Raw genomic sequence first — 13,908 nt, 5'->3', positions numbered from 1 at the left:
CTTAACTCTTCGAACCGGACTAACCGACTTCGCCCGGCGCAGGCGTCTCACCGGAAACGAACTGCTTCAGCGGAAGCAGAATCTCCTTCTCCGGGGTGTCGCCGTCGAGCCAGCCCTTCACCTGCTGTACGACCTGCTCGCCGTAGGACTCCGGCTCCTGGGCGACGCAACCGGCGTACTGGTCCGTGAGAGGCTCCTCCGCTGCGCAGAAGCCGTACACCGTGACCTTGTCGTTTCCCTTGAGGGCCTGGAGCGCCCCGTAGGTAGCGGGTCCGGTACTTGCGAAGATGAGGTTGATGTCCGGGTTGCCCGACATCATTTCCGTGGTCACCCGAAGGCTGTCGTCAGGCTTGACGTTGCCGTCGACCTTCGCGACAACCTTCGCGTTCGTGTCTGCGGCGATCGTCTCCTCGAAGCCCTTGTCCCGCTCGAGCACAGGAACCTCGTCCGGCTCGCTCACGAACCCGATCTGCATGTCTGCATCGTCGCCGAGGTCCTTCAGCGCCATTTCGGCCATCTGCTTTCCACCGGCGTAGTTGTCGGCGCCAAGGTACTGCACGATCGAGGCGTTCTGCGCCTTGAGCGCTTCCTCAGAGATGGTGACGTTGACCGTGAAGACGGGAACACCCGCCTCGTTCGCGGCCTTGACAATGGCTGCGCCGGGCTCAGATTTCACCGCGTTGAGCGCCAGCGCGCAGGGCTTCTTCTGCAGCATGGATTGCACTTGCGACAGTTGCTGAGCGTCGTCGTCGTTGGCGATCTGAACCTCAACCTTGAAGCCCTGTTTCTCGCCTTCAGCCTCGAAGCCCTTCTTCATGGCGACGTAGTAGGGGTTGGTCAGGTTGGGGAGGGCGACGGCGAGGAACGGGTTCTCTGCGTCGCAGGCTTCGGGACGCGAGATTGTTCCTGCGGTCTCATCCGGCGCTGAACCCGTGCCGGTGTCGAGTGCTCCGCTACATCCGGTGAGCAGAAGTGCTCCCGCGGCGAGCGCCGCGAGAAGGGGAGTGCGTCGTTGCATTGCTGTTCTCCTGGTTTCTCTGGTGGTGGGGGTTTCTAGTCACTGACGGTCTGAAGCTGCTTTGATCTAGCGCCGCTCATGCGCTTGACGAGTTCACGAAGCGACAGCTGGCGCCGGTGCGTGTCGAGAATGACGCCGACGAGGATGATCACGCCGATGACGAGGGGTTGCCAGTAGCTCTCGACCCCGATTACGTTCATACCGTTGGAGACGGTTGCGATCAGCACCGCGCCTAGGAGGGCACCGCCGATCGAGCCGATTCCGCCGAACAGGCTCACGCCCCCGACGACTGCGGCGGCGATCGAGTAGAAGAGCTCATTGCCTGAGCCTGCGCTCGGGTAGCCCACCATAAGACGACTCGTGGTGATGAGGCCCCCGAATGCGGAGCAGAGACCGCTCATCGCATACGCGAGCATGATGACGCGTCCACTCCGCACGCCTGCAAGTCGACTGGTCTCAGCGTTGCCGCCCACGGCATAGAAATGCACACCTGTCGCGGTGTATCGAAGGACGATTGCGAAGATGATGACCGCGAGGATAACCAGCACAACCGGCATAGGGATTCCGAAGAGGGCGCCGCGTCCGATGATGGCAAAGAACGGATCGCGCACAGGGACGGAGTTTGCCCCAGTGAGGATGAGCGGGATGCTGGCGGCCACACCGAAGGTCGCGAAGGTGACGATGAACGGCGGGAGCTTGAGGTAGTACACGACGGCGCCGTTGAAAGTGCCCACGAGCAACCCGATCGCTACTGCAGCGAGAACCGCCACATACCAGGGCAAGCCAGCCTGCATCGCCAGAGCTGCGACCATTCCGGTGAGAGCGATATTCGAGCCAGTTGAGAGGTCGATGCCTCCCGTGAGAAGAACGAACGTCTGACCTAGCGCGAGGAAGGCGATAACGGCCCCGTTGAGGAGCAGGATCTCGACGTTGCTGATCGTCCGGAAGGTCGGCGACATGATGCTCAGGACGATCGCGACGATCACCACGACTGCGGCGATTCCGACTTCATTGGGTATTCGCCTTCGCACGCTCGTGCCTCCTCGCAAGAACTCAGGATTTTGCTCGTTTGAGCGACTACCGCGCTCGAATGATTTGATACTAGAGTCAATCTACGGCAACCGCAACCAGCAGTGAGAAATCGGGAGAGAATGCCTGCCAAAGACAGCTCGACGGCGATTTCGGCGCCGCTTCCCACGAGCGAGCGGGCGATGGCGCTCGTCGTGGCCCGAAAGTTCTACCTTGAAGACCACAGCAAAGTTGAAATCGCGGACGAATTGCAGATCTCGCGCTTCAAGGTCGCTCGACTCATCGAACAAGCGCGTTCACTCGGTCTGATCACGATCTCGATCAATGATGAAGGCCTCGTTGACGAAGACTTGTCCGCTCGTGTCGCGGCGAAGTTGGGAATCGACGAAGCGAGAGTCATCGAGGCTTATGGCGACGACACGCATGTGCGGGACCAAGTCGGCAAGGCCGCGGGCGAGCTTCTGACGGAGACCCTTCGGCCTGGCGATGTCCTCGGGATGGCGTGGGGCCGAACGCTCAGCTCGATGACGGAGTCGCTACCCAGTCTCCCGCCGATGACAATCGTCCAGCTCACCGGTGCGGCTGGCATGAATATCTTCCAGTCGCCGGTCGAGCTCGTGCGGAAGCTCGTCCAAGCCTCGGGCGGGTCGGCATACCCGATCTACGCGCCCCTTGTTCTCGCCGATCCCACAACGGCAGAGGCACTACGTTCACAGCCCGACATCGCACGCGCACTGAGTCGTTACAGTGAAGTGACGACAGCGGTGATGTCAATAGGCTCCTGGCAGCCACCGGAGTCGCAACTGTACGAGTCGATCCATCCCGATGACCGCCAGGGCCTCCTCGACCGTGGCGTTGTCGCCGAGATCTCGGGCGTTCTGCTCGCCGAGGACGGCAGTGAACCAGCGCCGGACTTCCTCGAGCGCTGCATCTGCGCAACGGCCGCGGAGCTCCGAGCGATCCCTCGCGTTCTCGCTGTTGCCGCTGGAGCGCGTAAGGCTGCCGCTGTGCGGGCAGTCGCGCGAGCTGGACTCATGAACGGGCTCGTCACTGACCGAACTCTCGCCGAAGCCGTGCTCGCGCTTCCCGACAGCTAATTCGCGGCCAGGAGCGCGCGGCCCGACACCGCGATCGACGCTCCCGCTCGGAGAGCCTGCGCGGCGATCTCCTTCGTGACGCCGCCGTCGATCCCAATTCCGAAATCCGCGGCGGTCCGGGCGCGAATCGGTGCGATCTTTGCGAGCAGCTGCACCTGAGCACGCTGTGACGTCCCGGTCTCGATCAGCATGACAAGGACGCCATCGACCTCGTCGCCGAAGTCCTCGAGAATGTCCACTGGCTCCCGGCACCCGATCTCAAGCCAGACGGCGACCCCAAGCGAGCGGAGCTCGGCAGCCATGGCGCTGGTCCGATTGAGGAGCTCGCTGCTGAGGGAGACGCTTCGAGGCCGCACGAGCATTACGCGGGCCAGTGTCTGCTGCAACGCGGTATCGACACTGTCATCCTGCTCGCCGAGCACCATGAGGTGCACGTCTATGGCGCCGCCGAACCCGGCGATGTCGTCAAGATCGTCCATCGAGACCCCGACGTGTTCCCAGCGCGCGTCGGTCGCTCGCGAACGGCGTGCGAGGATCACGTCAACGTGCACGGGGACGCTCGCCTGCGCCGCGGCCGCAGCGACATACCGGCGATTGTCCGCCTGTGCCGAATAGACGCTCACGGCGATGCGCCCCGGTTCAAAGGAGGTATGCCAGTCGCGGAATTCCAATGGGGCCGACATCTCGGTTAGAGCTCGTCGAGACTCGTGACGGCCACCGTCCGCGCGTACGCGTCTCGTCTCCCGCGAGAATCGCCGCGAGGCTGAGCCGCGAGAAAGCGCTCGGGCCTCCACGCGCGACGCACGTCGTCGATGTCACATCCCGTCGCGACGGACGCGGCCTGCAGAGCAGCGCCGCGGGCGGTCGCTTCGCCCGCGTCAGCGGTGAACACATCTCGCCCGAGCGCGTCCGCGAGAAGCTGCGTGTAGGCGCGCGAGCGCGACCCGCCACCGACAGCGATCACGTCTCCGTTCGTGACTACACCGGCGCGCTCGATGTGAGCGTGCCCTTCGACGAGTCCGAGCACGACCCCTTCGTAGGCGGCTCGCGCGATCTGCTCGCGCGTGGTCGAGGTCGTGATGCCCGAGAGGAGACCGCGCGCTCCGGGTCGGTCGGGCGTTCGCTCACCGTCGAGGAATGCCGCGAGCACGGGCCCGTCCTCTCCCGCTTGAAGAGCCAATCGGTCGAGTTCGGCGTGGTCGACTCCGAGAATGCGGGCGAACGTGTCCGTGACTTTCGCGGCGTTCATGGTGCAGACGAGGGGCAGGAACCCACCGTTCATGTCCGCTACGCCATTCACAAAGCCGAGTGGGTCGTAGACCGGCTCTCTGCTATCCGTGTATACGACGCCCGACGTGCCGAACGCGTACACGACGTCGCCTGGCTCGACACCGAGGCCGAGCGCGGATGCGTGCTGGTCTCCCCCGCCGGCGCCGACGAGAACCGTGTCGTCGACGCCGAGCTCTGCGGCGATCGAGGGCAGCACCGTACCGGCTGCAGCCGAGGGCTCAAGCACCTCTGGCAGCAGGGAGAGCCATTCGCGGGTGCCATCAACGTGGGCAAGGAGATCGAGGCGGTACTCCCCGGACGCCGCATCGAAGTATCCGGTTCCCGACGCCTCGGAGCGATCGGTCACGCGTCTCCCGGTCAGCCGGAAAGTGAGGTAGTCGTGCGGGAGCAGCACGTACCGCAGGCGAGCGAAGTTGGCGGGCTCATGACGGGCGAGCCAGGCGAGCTTGCCGATCGTGAACGCCGCCGTCGGCAGCGATCCGACAGCCCGGATGAAATCCGCGTCCCCAACCGTCACGCGGAGTTCGGCGAGCTCCGGCGCCGATTCCGTGTCGTTCCACAGCTTCGCGTCGCGGATGACCGCGCCGTGTTCGTCGAGGGCGACGAGACCGTGACACTGGCCCGCGATCGAGATCGCACGGACCTCGGCATCGGCAGGAAGGTCCGCACGAGCCTGCCTGAACACGGAGACAAACGCCTCCCACCATGCCTGGGGATCCTGCTCGCTGCGCGGGGGGAAGGCAGGCGGATGCGGCGCCGCTCCCGATGCGACGAGCTCGCCTGATTCGATATCGCGAAACTCGACCTTGCAGGACTGCGTCGACGAGTCGACGCCGGCCACAAGCATCCTCATCGTGATTCCTTCTCATCAGGGAGCGACAGCCCAAGCGACAGCGTCTCGGGGAGCTTCGTCTGCTGCCCGACGATACCGGCCGGATGGCTGTGCAGAACTTCTTTCCAGTCGTACTGGTTCGCCGCCATGAGGGTGGTCGCCAGAGCGTCCCCCCACGCCCCCGCCACGAGGGTACTCCCCATGGCGATCAGACCGCCCGGATCCGCGTCGACCGGATCCGTCGCCACACGCACGACCGTTCCCGCCGCGAGCGCGAAGGGAGATTCGGGCTTTTCCGTGACGGCGATGACGTGAACGCCGCGTTCGCCGAGGCGCACGGTGAGCTCCGTGAGCTCAGCGGACTGCCCTCCCTTCGAGAAGGCGATCACGAGGTCCTCCCGGGTGATCGCGGCCATACCGCCGTGCAGGGCGTCCTGGCTCGAGAGGTACAGCGCCGGAGTGCCCGACACGGCGAGGATATGAGCCAGTCGGGCGGCCATGATTCCCGATGTCCCGGCCCCGGTCGTGATGACTTTGCCCGGTGTGGCGAGCACGCGCTCCACGATGTCGACGAACGACTCGTCAATGAGCGACGCAAGGTTCGCGAGTGCTCGTGCTTCCCGATCGATGAACTCGCGCGCAAGGCGAACGATGCCATCCTCATTGTTGGCCATGCTTCTCCTGTCGACAGCTGCGTGTTTCTATGATTCGGGAGCATGCGCTCATATGTCAAGTTGCGTGCGCTCATACGAGCATTCCAAGAGCCGACGATTGTTGCATTTATGCTTGCATTTATCTAGAATCAGTGCGTGCCCGACCTGATCCTGAATGCGGATGCCGCTCCCGACGGCGCTCCCGCGGTGCAGCGCGCGTACCTCCCGGTCGCGACCGCGATCGTCACGGGGGACCTTGCGGCCGGCACCATGATCACCGAGGGCGAGGTCTCCACCATCCTCGGCATGAGCCGCACCCCCGTGCGCGAGGCGTTCCTCCTGCTTGAGGCGCGCGGGCTGCTGCGCCTCTACCCCAAGAAGGGCGCTCTCGTCACGGCGATCGACGACGCTGAGGTGCGCGACCTGCTCGAGGCGCGCATCATGCTCGAGAGCACGGCCGCGCGCACCGCCGCCGACCGCGGCGACACCGCCCGGCTCGGCTCCGAGCTGGCGCGCCTCCTCGATGAGCAGCGGCGCGCCGCGGCATCCGATGATCTTCTCGCCTTCGCCCACGCCGACCACCTGTTCCACGCGCGCGTCGTGGAGGAGGCCCGCAACGGCGTGTTCGACGAGATCTACGACTCCCTCGGCCCGCGCTTCGAGCGCGTGACACACCGCATCGTCGCCCGCGACGCCGCGCGGCTCGCCGAGTTCATCAGCCAGCACGAGCAGCTCGCACAACTCATCGCGACGGGGCGGTCGCATGAGTACGAGCCCGCGCTGCGCACCCACGTCATGCCGCTCGGCTGACCTCCGCCCCTCACCGAAAGCACCATGTTCTCTCGCATTCCCGCGTGGCTGCGCGTCGCCCCCGCCCTGTTCGTCATGGCGTGGGGAGGCAACCACTTCACCCCCCTGCTGCACCTGTACGAGCAGATCGGGCACTACACGACCCTCGACGTCAACCTGCTGCTCGGCCTCTACGTGCTCGGGCTCATCCCCGGCCTGCTGCTCGCCGGCCCGATCTCCGACCACCGCGGCCGCAAGCCTGTCACGATCGCCGGCGTGCTGCTGAGCATCGCCGGCAACGCCGTCATCGCGGCGGGGCTCGGCAATCTCGTCGTGCTGTGCGCGGGGCGTCTGCTCGCGGGTGTCGGCGTCGGCATCGCGATGGCGGTCGGCACGAGCTGGATCAAGGAGCTCTCCTCGCGCCCATTCGACACCCGAGCGGATGCCGCCGCCGGGGCGCGCCGGCCGTCACTGGCCCTCACCCTCGGCTTCGGCCTCGGCGCCGGCGTCTCCGGTGTGCTCGCGCAGTGGGGTCCGTTTCCGGCGCTCGTGCCGTATGGCATCCATGTGCTGGTCAGTGCACTCGCCCTCGTGCCGCTCGCGGCCGCCCCCGAGACTCTCGCAGCGCCGGCCCGCGGCTCACTGTGGCGCGACCTGCGCGTGCCGCTCGCCGGCCACGCCCGCTTCGTGCGGGTTGTGCTGCCCGCCGCGCCGTGGATCTTCGGCGCCGCCGGGCTCGCCTACGCCGTGATGCCGCAGCTCGTCGCCGACAAGACCGGCTCGCTCTCCCTCGCCTACGCGACGCTGCTCACGGTGCTCACCCTCGGCACCGGCGCGCTCGTGCAGCCGCTCGTCAAGCGCCTGAACGAGCTCACGCACGGCCGCGCCATGGTCGTCGGCATGGCGCTCATGCTCGCCGGGGTGCTGCTCGCCGTCATCAATGCGCGGATGCTGTCGCCGGTGCTCGCGCTCGTCGCCGCGCTCACGCTCGGCGCCGCCTACGGCATCTGCATCGTCGCGGGCCTGATCGAGGTGCAGCGCATCGCCGGACCCGAGGACCTCGCCGGCATCACGGGTGTGTACTACAGCCTCGCCTACGCCGGCTTCCTGCTGCCCACGGTGCTCGCCGCCTTCGCCGCGCTTACGACGTACACCGTGCTGCTCGCCGTGCTCGCCGTTCTGTGCGCCGCGTGCCTCGCGCTGGTGTCGCGCGGCCTGCGCCGCGCGGCGTAGGGTGGTTTTCACACAGGCGTGCGTGAGACCTTGTGCGAGGTGATTGCCGATGGCCACTCACATTGCGATCGATCCGGAGTTACTCGACCAGATCCTGAGGCTCAGCGGAGAGAAGACGAAGAAGGCGGCTGTCACCCTCGCGCTTCACGAGTTCATCGCTCGCCGTGAGCAGGCGAAGATTCTTGAGCTCGTCGGAACTCTGGAATGGAACGAGTCCTTCGACTACAAGTCGGAGCGTTCGCGCATCTGAGCGACGCCTCGCAATGCTCTTGCCCTGAACAGCTACCGCTCGGCGAGGATCGCGTCGATCTGGCCAAGCGCTTCGCCCATGCCCTCTTGCATTCCCATCTCAATCATCTGCTCGAGCTGCGCGGTGCTCGCGAAGTGCGTCACGATCGTCATACGCGTCACGCCGTCCGCGTCCTCGAGGGTGGCGACCATGTGCGCGCTGCCCACGTCCTCGACGCGATTGCGGTCAGCGTCGGCGAAGCCTTCGTCGAGTTCCACCCGCGTCGGCTCCTCGATCGTCGTGAACTCCCACCATCCGTAGGCGCGATCTCCTTCTGGTCCGGTCATGTAGTAGTCGGCCTTGCCCCCGGGCTCGAACTCGAAGACGTCGAATGTGGCAGGCCACGTCGGCGGTCCCCACCAGCGCTCGAGCTGGCGCGGGTCGGCCCAGAGCTGCCAGGCGCGCTCGACGCTCGCCTTCAACTCGACGACGAATGTGAGGGTGAGGGCCTCGGCATCCTTCTCACTGCTGATGACGGTCATGACTGTTCTCCTTCTCGATCTTCGGTGATGAGACTCTCCATGCGAGCGGCGCGGTCGCGCCAGATCTGCTCGTAGTCGTCGAGCAGACGTGCTGCCCGGCGCAAGGCGGCGGGGTCGCCGTGCACGATCTGCTCCCTTCCACGCCGTTGCTTTGCGACGAGGCCGGCGCGCTCGAGCACCGCGACGTGCTTCTGCACGGCCGCGAAGCTCATCGCGTACCCGCTCGCGAGCTCAGACACCGACAGCGCCTGTGCCATCACTCGCGAGACGATGTCCCGTCGAGTCGCATCCGCCAGCGCTTGGAAGATCCGATCGACGTCCTCGTCACTCATATTATGTACAACCATTTGGTTGTACGTTAGCACGCATGGGGCGCACTGTACAGAGCCGACGCTGAACCTTCACCGGCTGATGCCCTGAGACGAGCGACAACAACTCGAGCCGTGCGAACCACTCGAAGACGGGTCTTGCTGCGACGCGTGATGCGCGTCAGGCTGAGCGCATGGCAAAGCGCATCGGCATCATCGGTGGTGGAATCATCGGCGTCGCGCTCGCCCGCGCCCTGTCCGCTCGCGGCGACGAGGTCACCGTCCTCGAGAAGGAGCAGCGGCTCGCGCAGCACCAGACCGGACACAACTCCGGGGTCGTGCACGCGGGCCTCTACTACGCGCCGGGATCGCTCAAGGCGACGCTGTGCGCGGCCGGTCGAGTAGCGCTTCGCGAGTTCTGCGCTGCGAAGAGCCTGCCCTACCGGGAGGTCGGCAAGCTCGTCGTCGCCGTCGACGAGAGCGAAGTCCCCGCACTGAACGAGATCGAGCGCCGCTCGCGCGAGAACGGCGTGCCGGACCTTAGCCGCATCGACGGCGTCGCCCGGCTGCGCGAGATCGAGCCGCACGTCGCGGGCGTCGCCGCGGTGCACTCCCCGCACACAGCGGTGGTCGACTACGCCACGATCACGGAGGCGATGGCGTCCGACGTGCGCGCGGCGGGCGGCAGCATCCGTCTCGGCCACGAGGTGACCGGAGTACGTCTCGAAAACGGTCGCGTTCGCGTGCTCGCCGAGTCGAGCGAGCACGTCTTCGATCGGCTCATCGTGTGCGCCGGCCTGCAGTCCGACGTGATCGCCCGATTCGTCGGAGCGGATCCATCGCCGAAGATCCTGCCGTTCCGGGGCGAGTACTGGCAGCTCGCGCCTGAGCGCGCCGATCTCGTGCGCGGCATGATCTACCCCGTGCCCGACCCGCGGTTCCCATTTCTCGGCGTGCACTTCACGCGAGGGATCTACGACATCGTGCACGTCGGCCCGAACGCGGTGCCAGCGCTCGCCCGTGAAGGCTACCGGTGGCTGCGCGTCTCGCCGAAGGACACCTGGGAATCGCTGCGTTGGCCCGGCGCGTGGCCGCTTGCGAAGAAGCACTGGCGGATGGGCGTCGACGAGATCAGCGGCTCGCTCGCGAAGCCGCTCTACTTCCGCAAGGCGCGCCGGTTCATTCCCGAGCTGCGCATGCCGGACCTGCAGCGAACGGAAACAGCGGGCGTTCGCGCCCAGGCGTGGGGACGCGATGGAGCGCTGCTCGACGATTTCGCCGTCGACCAGGTCGGCCCCGTCACGCTGCTGCGCAACGCCCCCTCTCCGGCGGCGACGTCGTCTCTCGCGATCGCCGACTACCTGATCGAGCACCATCTCGCGCCGACCGGGGCGGCATAGAGCGCGTCGCGAGCGGCCCTCGTGTCACAGTTGAGGCATGGCCAACTCCGCGACCGGCGACTCCGTGCTCGAGCGCGTCGTTCGCGTGCTCGAGACGTTCACCGTCGACCGGACGACGCAGACCGCGTCAGATATCGGGCGGCGCGCTCACCTTCCGTCGTCCACGGCGCATCGTGTGGTGAACGAGCTCGTCGCCGCGGGCCTGCTCGAGCGCGACGACGACAACCGAGTGCATCTCGGCATGCGGCTGTGGGAGCTGGCGCTGCGCGGCTCCCCCGCCCTGCGGCTGCGGCAGGCCGCGCTGCCGCACATGGAGCGCGTGCAGGCCCGGGTCCGCGAGCACACGCAGCTCGCGGTGCTCGAGCACGACTCCGCCCTCTTCCTCGAGCGGCTCTCTCACCCGCAGGCGGGCGCCAACATCACGCGCATCGCCGGGCGGCTTCCCCTGCACGCGTCCTCCTCCGGCCTCGTCTTGCTCGCGTACGCGGACCCCGAGCTCCAGGAGCGCATCCTCGCCGGGCCACGTCGCGCGCTCACTCGGGAGACGGTGACGGATGCCGCGGCCCTGCGGCGTCTTCTCGCGGACATCCGGCGCCGCGGTCACGTCGTGGCGCCCGGATCGATCGAGACGGTGTCCACGGGGGTGGCGGTTCCCGTGCGCGATGCGAGCGGAGACGTCGTGGCCGCCCTGTCTGTCGTGCTTCCGCGGGAGACCGCGCCTGACGAGGCGATCGCCGCCCTTGTTCGCGCCGCTCGCGGCATCCGCTCTGATCTAAGTAGTCCACCTGCTTCCCATTGAACGGGAAATCGGCGACGGCTGACGGTCCTCCTCCTCGAGACTGAGGGCAGCATTTCGCTTCGTCCGTCAAGGGAGACTTCATGACCGCGAACGTTCGCACTCGCGTCGCCATCGTCGGCGCCGGCCCGGCCGGCCTGTTCCTCTCCCACCTGCTCGGCATCGCAGGCATCGAGCGCGTCGTGATCGACGCACGGTCTCGCGCCGAGATCGAGACGACGATCCGGGCGGGCATCCTCGAGCAGGGCACCGTCGAGGTCCTCACGGAGTCCGGCGCCTCCGCCCGGGCCCGCACGGTCGGACACAAGCATGATGGCGTCGAGTTCGGCTTCGCCGGCGAGCGCCATCGCATCGACTTCGCGGACCTTGTGGGGCGGAGCGTGTGGCTGTATCCCCAGCACGAGGTGCTCACCGACCTGATCGCCGTGCTGACCGCCGCCGGGCAGGACCTGCGCTTCGGCGTGCGGGCCGTACGGGTGGAGGATGCCGCAAGCGACAGGCCGCGCGTCATCGCCGCCGACGCCGAGGGCGCCGAGCTCGTGATCGAGGCCGATTTCGTCGTCGGCGCGGACGGTTCACGAAGCGTCGTGCGGGAGGCCGTGACCGGGTCGCCGACGGGCGGCTACTTTCGCGAGTACCCGTTCGCGTGGTTCGGCGTGCTGTGCGAGGCACCGCCAAGCTCAGCCGAGCTCATCTACAGCAACTCCGCGAACGGATTCGCGCTCATCAGCCAGCGCAGCGACACCGTGCAGCGCATGTACTTCCAGTGCGACCCGGATGCCGATCCGACCGCATACTCCGAGGACGAGCTCTGGCACGAGCTGCAGTCCCGCGTGCCGGGCACGACGCTCCACCAGGGGCCGATCTTCCAGCGCGACGTGCTGCGGTTCCGAAGCTTCGTCGCCCATGAGCTGCTGCGCGGACGAGTCGCGCTCATCGGCGACGCCGCGCATACGGTGCCGCCCACGGGCGCGAAGGGAATGAACCTCGCCATCGCGGACGTGATGATCCTCGAACGGGCCCTGCGCGCTCTTCTGAACGAGAACGACAGCCGCCTGGTCGAAGCGTTCCCCGAGACCGCGCTGCACCGCATCTGGAAGGCGCAGCACTTCTCATGGTGGATGACCAGCATGCTCCACGTTGCCCCGGAAACCTCCGAGTTCGACCGGCACCGCCAGCTCGGTGAGCTGCGCACCGTCATCGAGTCGGAAGCAGGACGCCGTTTTGTCGCGGAGGCATACACGGGCTGGCCGCTCGAGGGACTCGCAGGATAACCGCCGCTGAACCTATGATCGCCACAATGGGCGCACGCATTATGCGGTCGCGGCATCCGCTTCGGCGAGCTCGACGTATCGGGCCGAGAGGCGCCGGTAGGTCCGCGTGCCCAGAGCGCCGAGCCCGAGCAGGATCGTCACGATCCCGGCGACGACGAACACCATCGCCATGCCGCGGGCGTCGCCCTGCCCGAGCAGCCAGTCCCACGTGCCGCGGCCGGCGGCCGTCTTCGCGTACGGGATGATCCAGAACTGAGCGATCGGCGCGATGATGAACGCGGTGATCGGGGAGGCCGCGGCCTCGAACATCATCGCGAAGCCGAACACACGCCCCTGCGTCTCATACGGCACGACGCGCTGGATCACCGTCTGCTCGGCCGCCTCGACGGCGGGCATGAGCGCCATGAAGATCCAGATTCCGACGGCGAACAGCCACCACCACTCGCGCAGCGTGAAAACCGCGCCGAGCAGCCCTGTCGCGGCGACGAGCAGAAGCATGGTGCGCAGCGGGTTCCGGCCGAGCCCGAATTTCGCGACGAGCGCGCCGCCGATGATGAACCCGGTCGATGTGATCCCGAGCACGAGCCCCCACATCTCGACAGAGAACAGCGTCAGGCCGTACGGGTCCATGAGCGCCATGTAGACGCCGCCGATGAGGTTGTTGAACGCCGTGAACACGATCAGCCACATGAGCGGGTGCGCCGCGCGAACCGCGGCGATGCTGCCCCGGATGTCGATCAGGCTCATGTGCTCGCCGCTAGCCACGATTTCGGGTTCGCGGATGCGCAGCACGAGCAAGTGCACGAGAACCGCCGCGATCAGGCCGATCGCGATGATGATCGTGCCGCCCATGCCGAGGAACCCGATTGCGAGCCCGCTGAACACGCTCGTGACGAGGAACGCGAGGCCCTGGACGGTGCCGACGAGGCCGTTCGCGTTGGCGCGCCGCTCGGCGGGGACGAGGAGGGTCACCGTGGTAGACAGCGCGATGTTGCGCAGCTGCTCGACCACGGCGCCGACGAGCACGATGACGGCGAAGATCCAGAACCACGGCGCCCCAAGATCGAGCAGCGCATCCTCTGACAGCGCCAGGTAGACGACGCCCGCCAGGGAGAAGCAGACGAGAGTGCCCAGACCGGATGCCACCATCACGGCGTGTTTGCGGAACCGGTCGACGAGCGTCCCGAAGAACATGCCGCTCGCGGCGACGAGCAGCATGTAGGCGCCGCCGATCACTCCCGTCGCGAGCACCGAGTGCGTCTCGAGGTAGACCCAGAAGGTCAGGGCGAACCACAGGAAGCTGGTCGTGATGTTCGCGACGCCCGTGTTGACGAGCACGTGCAGGAACGTGGCCACGCTCGTGGTGTCGACCGGTGTGACGCTGCCCTCGATGCGGGCTTCCTCGTCCATGGAATCGA

Annotated in this window: 14 protein-coding genes and 1 pseudogene; 7 read left to right on the top strand and 8 right to left on the bottom strand. The window is 66.7% G+C overall.

Going from position 1 to position 13,908, the window contains the following annotated elements:
• Nucleotides 1-19: 19 nt before the first annotated feature.
• Nucleotides 20-1,018 (bottom strand): substrate-binding domain-containing protein, encoded by a 999-nt coding sequence (locus tag BLV49_RS06515; protein WP_091181622.1) that lies wholly within the window; start codon nucleotides 1,016-1,018, stop codon nucleotides 20-22.
• A gap of 35 nt (nucleotides 1,019-1,053) precedes the next feature.
• Nucleotides 1,054-2,049: an ABC transporter permease gene (locus tag BLV49_RS06510; protein ID WP_218132599.1), complete on the bottom strand. Its 996-nt coding sequence runs from the start codon at nucleotides 2,047-2,049 to the stop codon at nucleotides 1,054-1,056.
• A gap of 120 nt (nucleotides 2,050-2,169) precedes the next feature.
• Here BLV49_RS06510 and BLV49_RS06505 point away from each other — a divergent pair, with 120 nt between their 5' ends.
• Nucleotides 2,170-3,144, top strand: a complete 975-nt coding sequence (locus BLV49_RS06505) for a sugar-binding transcriptional regulator (RefSeq protein WP_091181619.1) — start codon at nucleotides 2,170-2,172, stop codon at nucleotides 3,142-3,144.
• On the opposite strand, the gene BLV49_RS06500 is transcribed toward BLV49_RS06505, so the two are convergent.
• From BLV49_RS06500 to BLV49_RS06490, 3 genes are all read right to left on the bottom strand, one after another.
• On the bottom strand, nucleotides 3,141-3,767 hold the full coding sequence (locus tag BLV49_RS06500) for a beta/alpha barrel domain-containing protein (RefSeq protein ID WP_176980746.1): 627 nt from the start codon (nucleotides 3,765-3,767) through the stop codon (nucleotides 3,141-3,143). The genes BLV49_RS06505 and BLV49_RS06500 overlap by 4 nt on opposite strands.
• A gap of 65 nt (nucleotides 3,768-3,832) precedes the next feature.
• On the bottom strand, nucleotides 3,833-5,287 hold the full coding sequence (gene xylB / locus BLV49_RS06495; RefSeq protein ID WP_091181614.1) for a xylulokinase: 1,455 nt from the start codon (nucleotides 5,285-5,287) through the stop codon (nucleotides 3,833-3,835).
• Nucleotides 5,284-5,940 (bottom strand): SIS domain-containing protein, encoded by a 657-nt coding sequence (locus BLV49_RS06490; RefSeq protein ID WP_091181609.1) that lies wholly within the window; start codon nucleotides 5,938-5,940, stop codon nucleotides 5,284-5,286. Before BLV49_RS06490 ends, xylB begins: the two co-directional genes overlap by 4 nt.
• Before the next feature lie 135 nt (nucleotides 5,941-6,075).
• Here BLV49_RS06490 and BLV49_RS06485 point away from each other — a divergent pair, with 135 nt between their 5' ends.
• Genes BLV49_RS06485 through BLV49_RS06475 form a run of 3 tightly spaced genes read left to right on the top strand, consistent with a single transcriptional unit; the run spans nucleotide 6,076 to nucleotide 8,191 of the window.
• Nucleotides 6,076-6,729, top strand: a complete 654-nt coding sequence (locus BLV49_RS06485; protein WP_091181605.1) for a GntR family transcriptional regulator — start codon at nucleotides 6,076-6,078, stop codon at nucleotides 6,727-6,729.
• A 24-nt stretch (nucleotides 6,730-6,753) separates the two neighbouring features.
• Nucleotides 6,754-7,941 carry an MFS transporter gene (locus BLV49_RS06480; protein ID WP_091181602.1) on the top strand — a complete coding sequence of 396 codons (1,188 nt, stop codon included), beginning with the start codon at nucleotides 6,754-6,756 and terminating at the stop codon, nucleotides 7,939-7,941.
• A 49-nt stretch (nucleotides 7,942-7,990) separates the two neighbouring features.
• The gene (locus BLV49_RS06475) at nucleotides 7,991-8,191 is read left to right on the top strand and encodes a type II toxin-antitoxin system VapB family antitoxin (protein ID WP_091181597.1); all 201 of its coding nucleotides are present in this window, start codon (nucleotides 7,991-7,993) and stop codon (nucleotides 8,189-8,191) included.
• A 32-nt stretch (nucleotides 8,192-8,223) separates the two neighbouring features.
• Here BLV49_RS06475 and BLV49_RS06470 read toward each other — a convergent pair whose 3' ends face one another.
• Nucleotides 8,224-8,712, bottom strand: a complete 489-nt coding sequence (locus BLV49_RS06470; RefSeq protein ID WP_091181594.1) for an SRPBCC family protein — start codon at nucleotides 8,710-8,712, stop codon at nucleotides 8,224-8,226.
• Nucleotides 8,709-9,059 carry an ArsR/SmtB family transcription factor gene (locus BLV49_RS06465; RefSeq protein ID WP_091181586.1) on the bottom strand — a complete coding sequence of 117 codons (351 nt, stop codon included), beginning with the start codon at nucleotides 9,057-9,059 and terminating at the stop codon, nucleotides 8,709-8,711. Before BLV49_RS06465 ends, BLV49_RS06470 begins: the two co-directional genes overlap by 4 nt.
• Before the next feature lie 143 nt (nucleotides 9,060-9,202).
• Between BLV49_RS06465 and lhgO the strand changes: the two are divergent.
• The 3 genes and pseudogenes from lhgO to BLV49_RS06450 all read left to right on the top strand — a co-directional run.
• Nucleotides 9,203-10,420: pseudogene (gene lhgO / locus BLV49_RS06460) on the top strand (L-2-hydroxyglutarate oxidase); the annotation flags it as partial.
• 37 nt (nucleotides 10,421-10,457) lie between these two features.
• A complete protein-coding gene (locus tag BLV49_RS06455; protein ID WP_091181578.1) occupies nucleotides 10,458-11,219 on the top strand; it encodes an IclR family transcriptional regulator in 762 nt (253 codons plus the stop codon).
• An 80-nt stretch (nucleotides 11,220-11,299) separates the two neighbouring features.
• Nucleotides 11,300-12,490 (top strand): 4-hydroxybenzoate 3-monooxygenase, encoded by a 1,191-nt coding sequence (locus BLV49_RS06450; protein ID WP_091181574.1) that lies wholly within the window; start codon nucleotides 11,300-11,302, stop codon nucleotides 12,488-12,490.
• 39 nt (nucleotides 12,491-12,529) lie between these two features.
• Here the strand turns inward: BLV49_RS06450 and BLV49_RS06445 are convergent, their stop codons facing one another.
• Complete coding sequence (locus tag BLV49_RS06445; RefSeq protein WP_091181570.1) at nucleotides 12,530-13,900, bottom strand: MFS transporter; 1,371 nt, start codon at nucleotides 13,898-13,900, stop codon at nucleotides 12,530-12,532.
• Nucleotides 13,901-13,908 lie beyond the last annotated feature (8 nt).

This window comes from Paramicrobacterium humi (assembly GCF_900105715.1).
Taxonomy (GTDB): domain Bacteria; phylum Actinomycetota; class Actinomycetes; order Actinomycetales; family Microbacteriaceae; genus Paramicrobacterium; species Paramicrobacterium humi.
The sequence above is the reverse complement of the archived record's forward strand: the minus strand, read 5'-3'. Positions and strand labels throughout refer to the sequence as shown.

What these genes read in the sequence shown, in the direction of transcription:
- BLV49_RS06450 (WP_091181574.1), top strand. Translation starts at nt 11,300, where the DNA reads ATGACCGCGAACGTTCGCACTCGCGTCGCCATCGTCGGCGCCGGCCCG.
- BLV49_RS06515 (WP_091181622.1), bottom strand. Translation starts at nt 1,018, where the DNA reads ATGCAACGACGCACTCCCCTTCTCGCGGCGCTCGCCGCGGGAGCACTT.
- xylB (WP_091181614.1), bottom strand. Translation starts at nt 5,287, where the DNA reads ATGAGGATGCTTGTGGCCGGCGTCGACTCGTCGACGCAGTCCTGCAAG.
- BLV49_RS06470 (WP_091181594.1), bottom strand. Translation starts at nt 8,712, where the DNA reads ATGACCGTCATCAGCAGTGAGAAGGATGCCGAGGCCCTCACCCTCACA.
- BLV49_RS06465 (WP_091181586.1), bottom strand. Translation starts at nt 9,059, where the DNA reads ATGGTTGTACATAATATGAGTGACGAGGACGTCGATCGGATCTTCCAA.
- BLV49_RS06505 (WP_091181619.1), top strand. Translation starts at nt 2,170, where the DNA reads ATGCCTGCCAAAGACAGCTCGACGGCGATTTCGGCGCCGCTTCCCACG.
- BLV49_RS06445 (WP_091181570.1), bottom strand. Translation starts at nt 13,900, where the DNA reads ATGGACGAGGAAGCCCGCATCGAGGGCAGCGTCACACCGGTCGACACC.
- BLV49_RS06480 (WP_091181602.1), top strand. Translation starts at nt 6,754, where the DNA reads ATGTTCTCTCGCATTCCCGCGTGGCTGCGCGTCGCCCCCGCCCTGTTC.
- BLV49_RS06455 (WP_091181578.1), top strand. Translation starts at nt 10,458, where the DNA reads ATGGCCAACTCCGCGACCGGCGACTCCGTGCTCGAGCGCGTCGTTCGC.
- BLV49_RS06490 (WP_091181609.1), bottom strand. Translation starts at nt 5,940, where the DNA reads ATGGCCAACAATGAGGATGGCATCGTTCGCCTTGCGCGCGAGTTCATC.
- BLV49_RS06475 (WP_091181597.1), top strand. Translation starts at nt 7,991, where the DNA reads ATGGCCACTCACATTGCGATCGATCCGGAGTTACTCGACCAGATCCTG.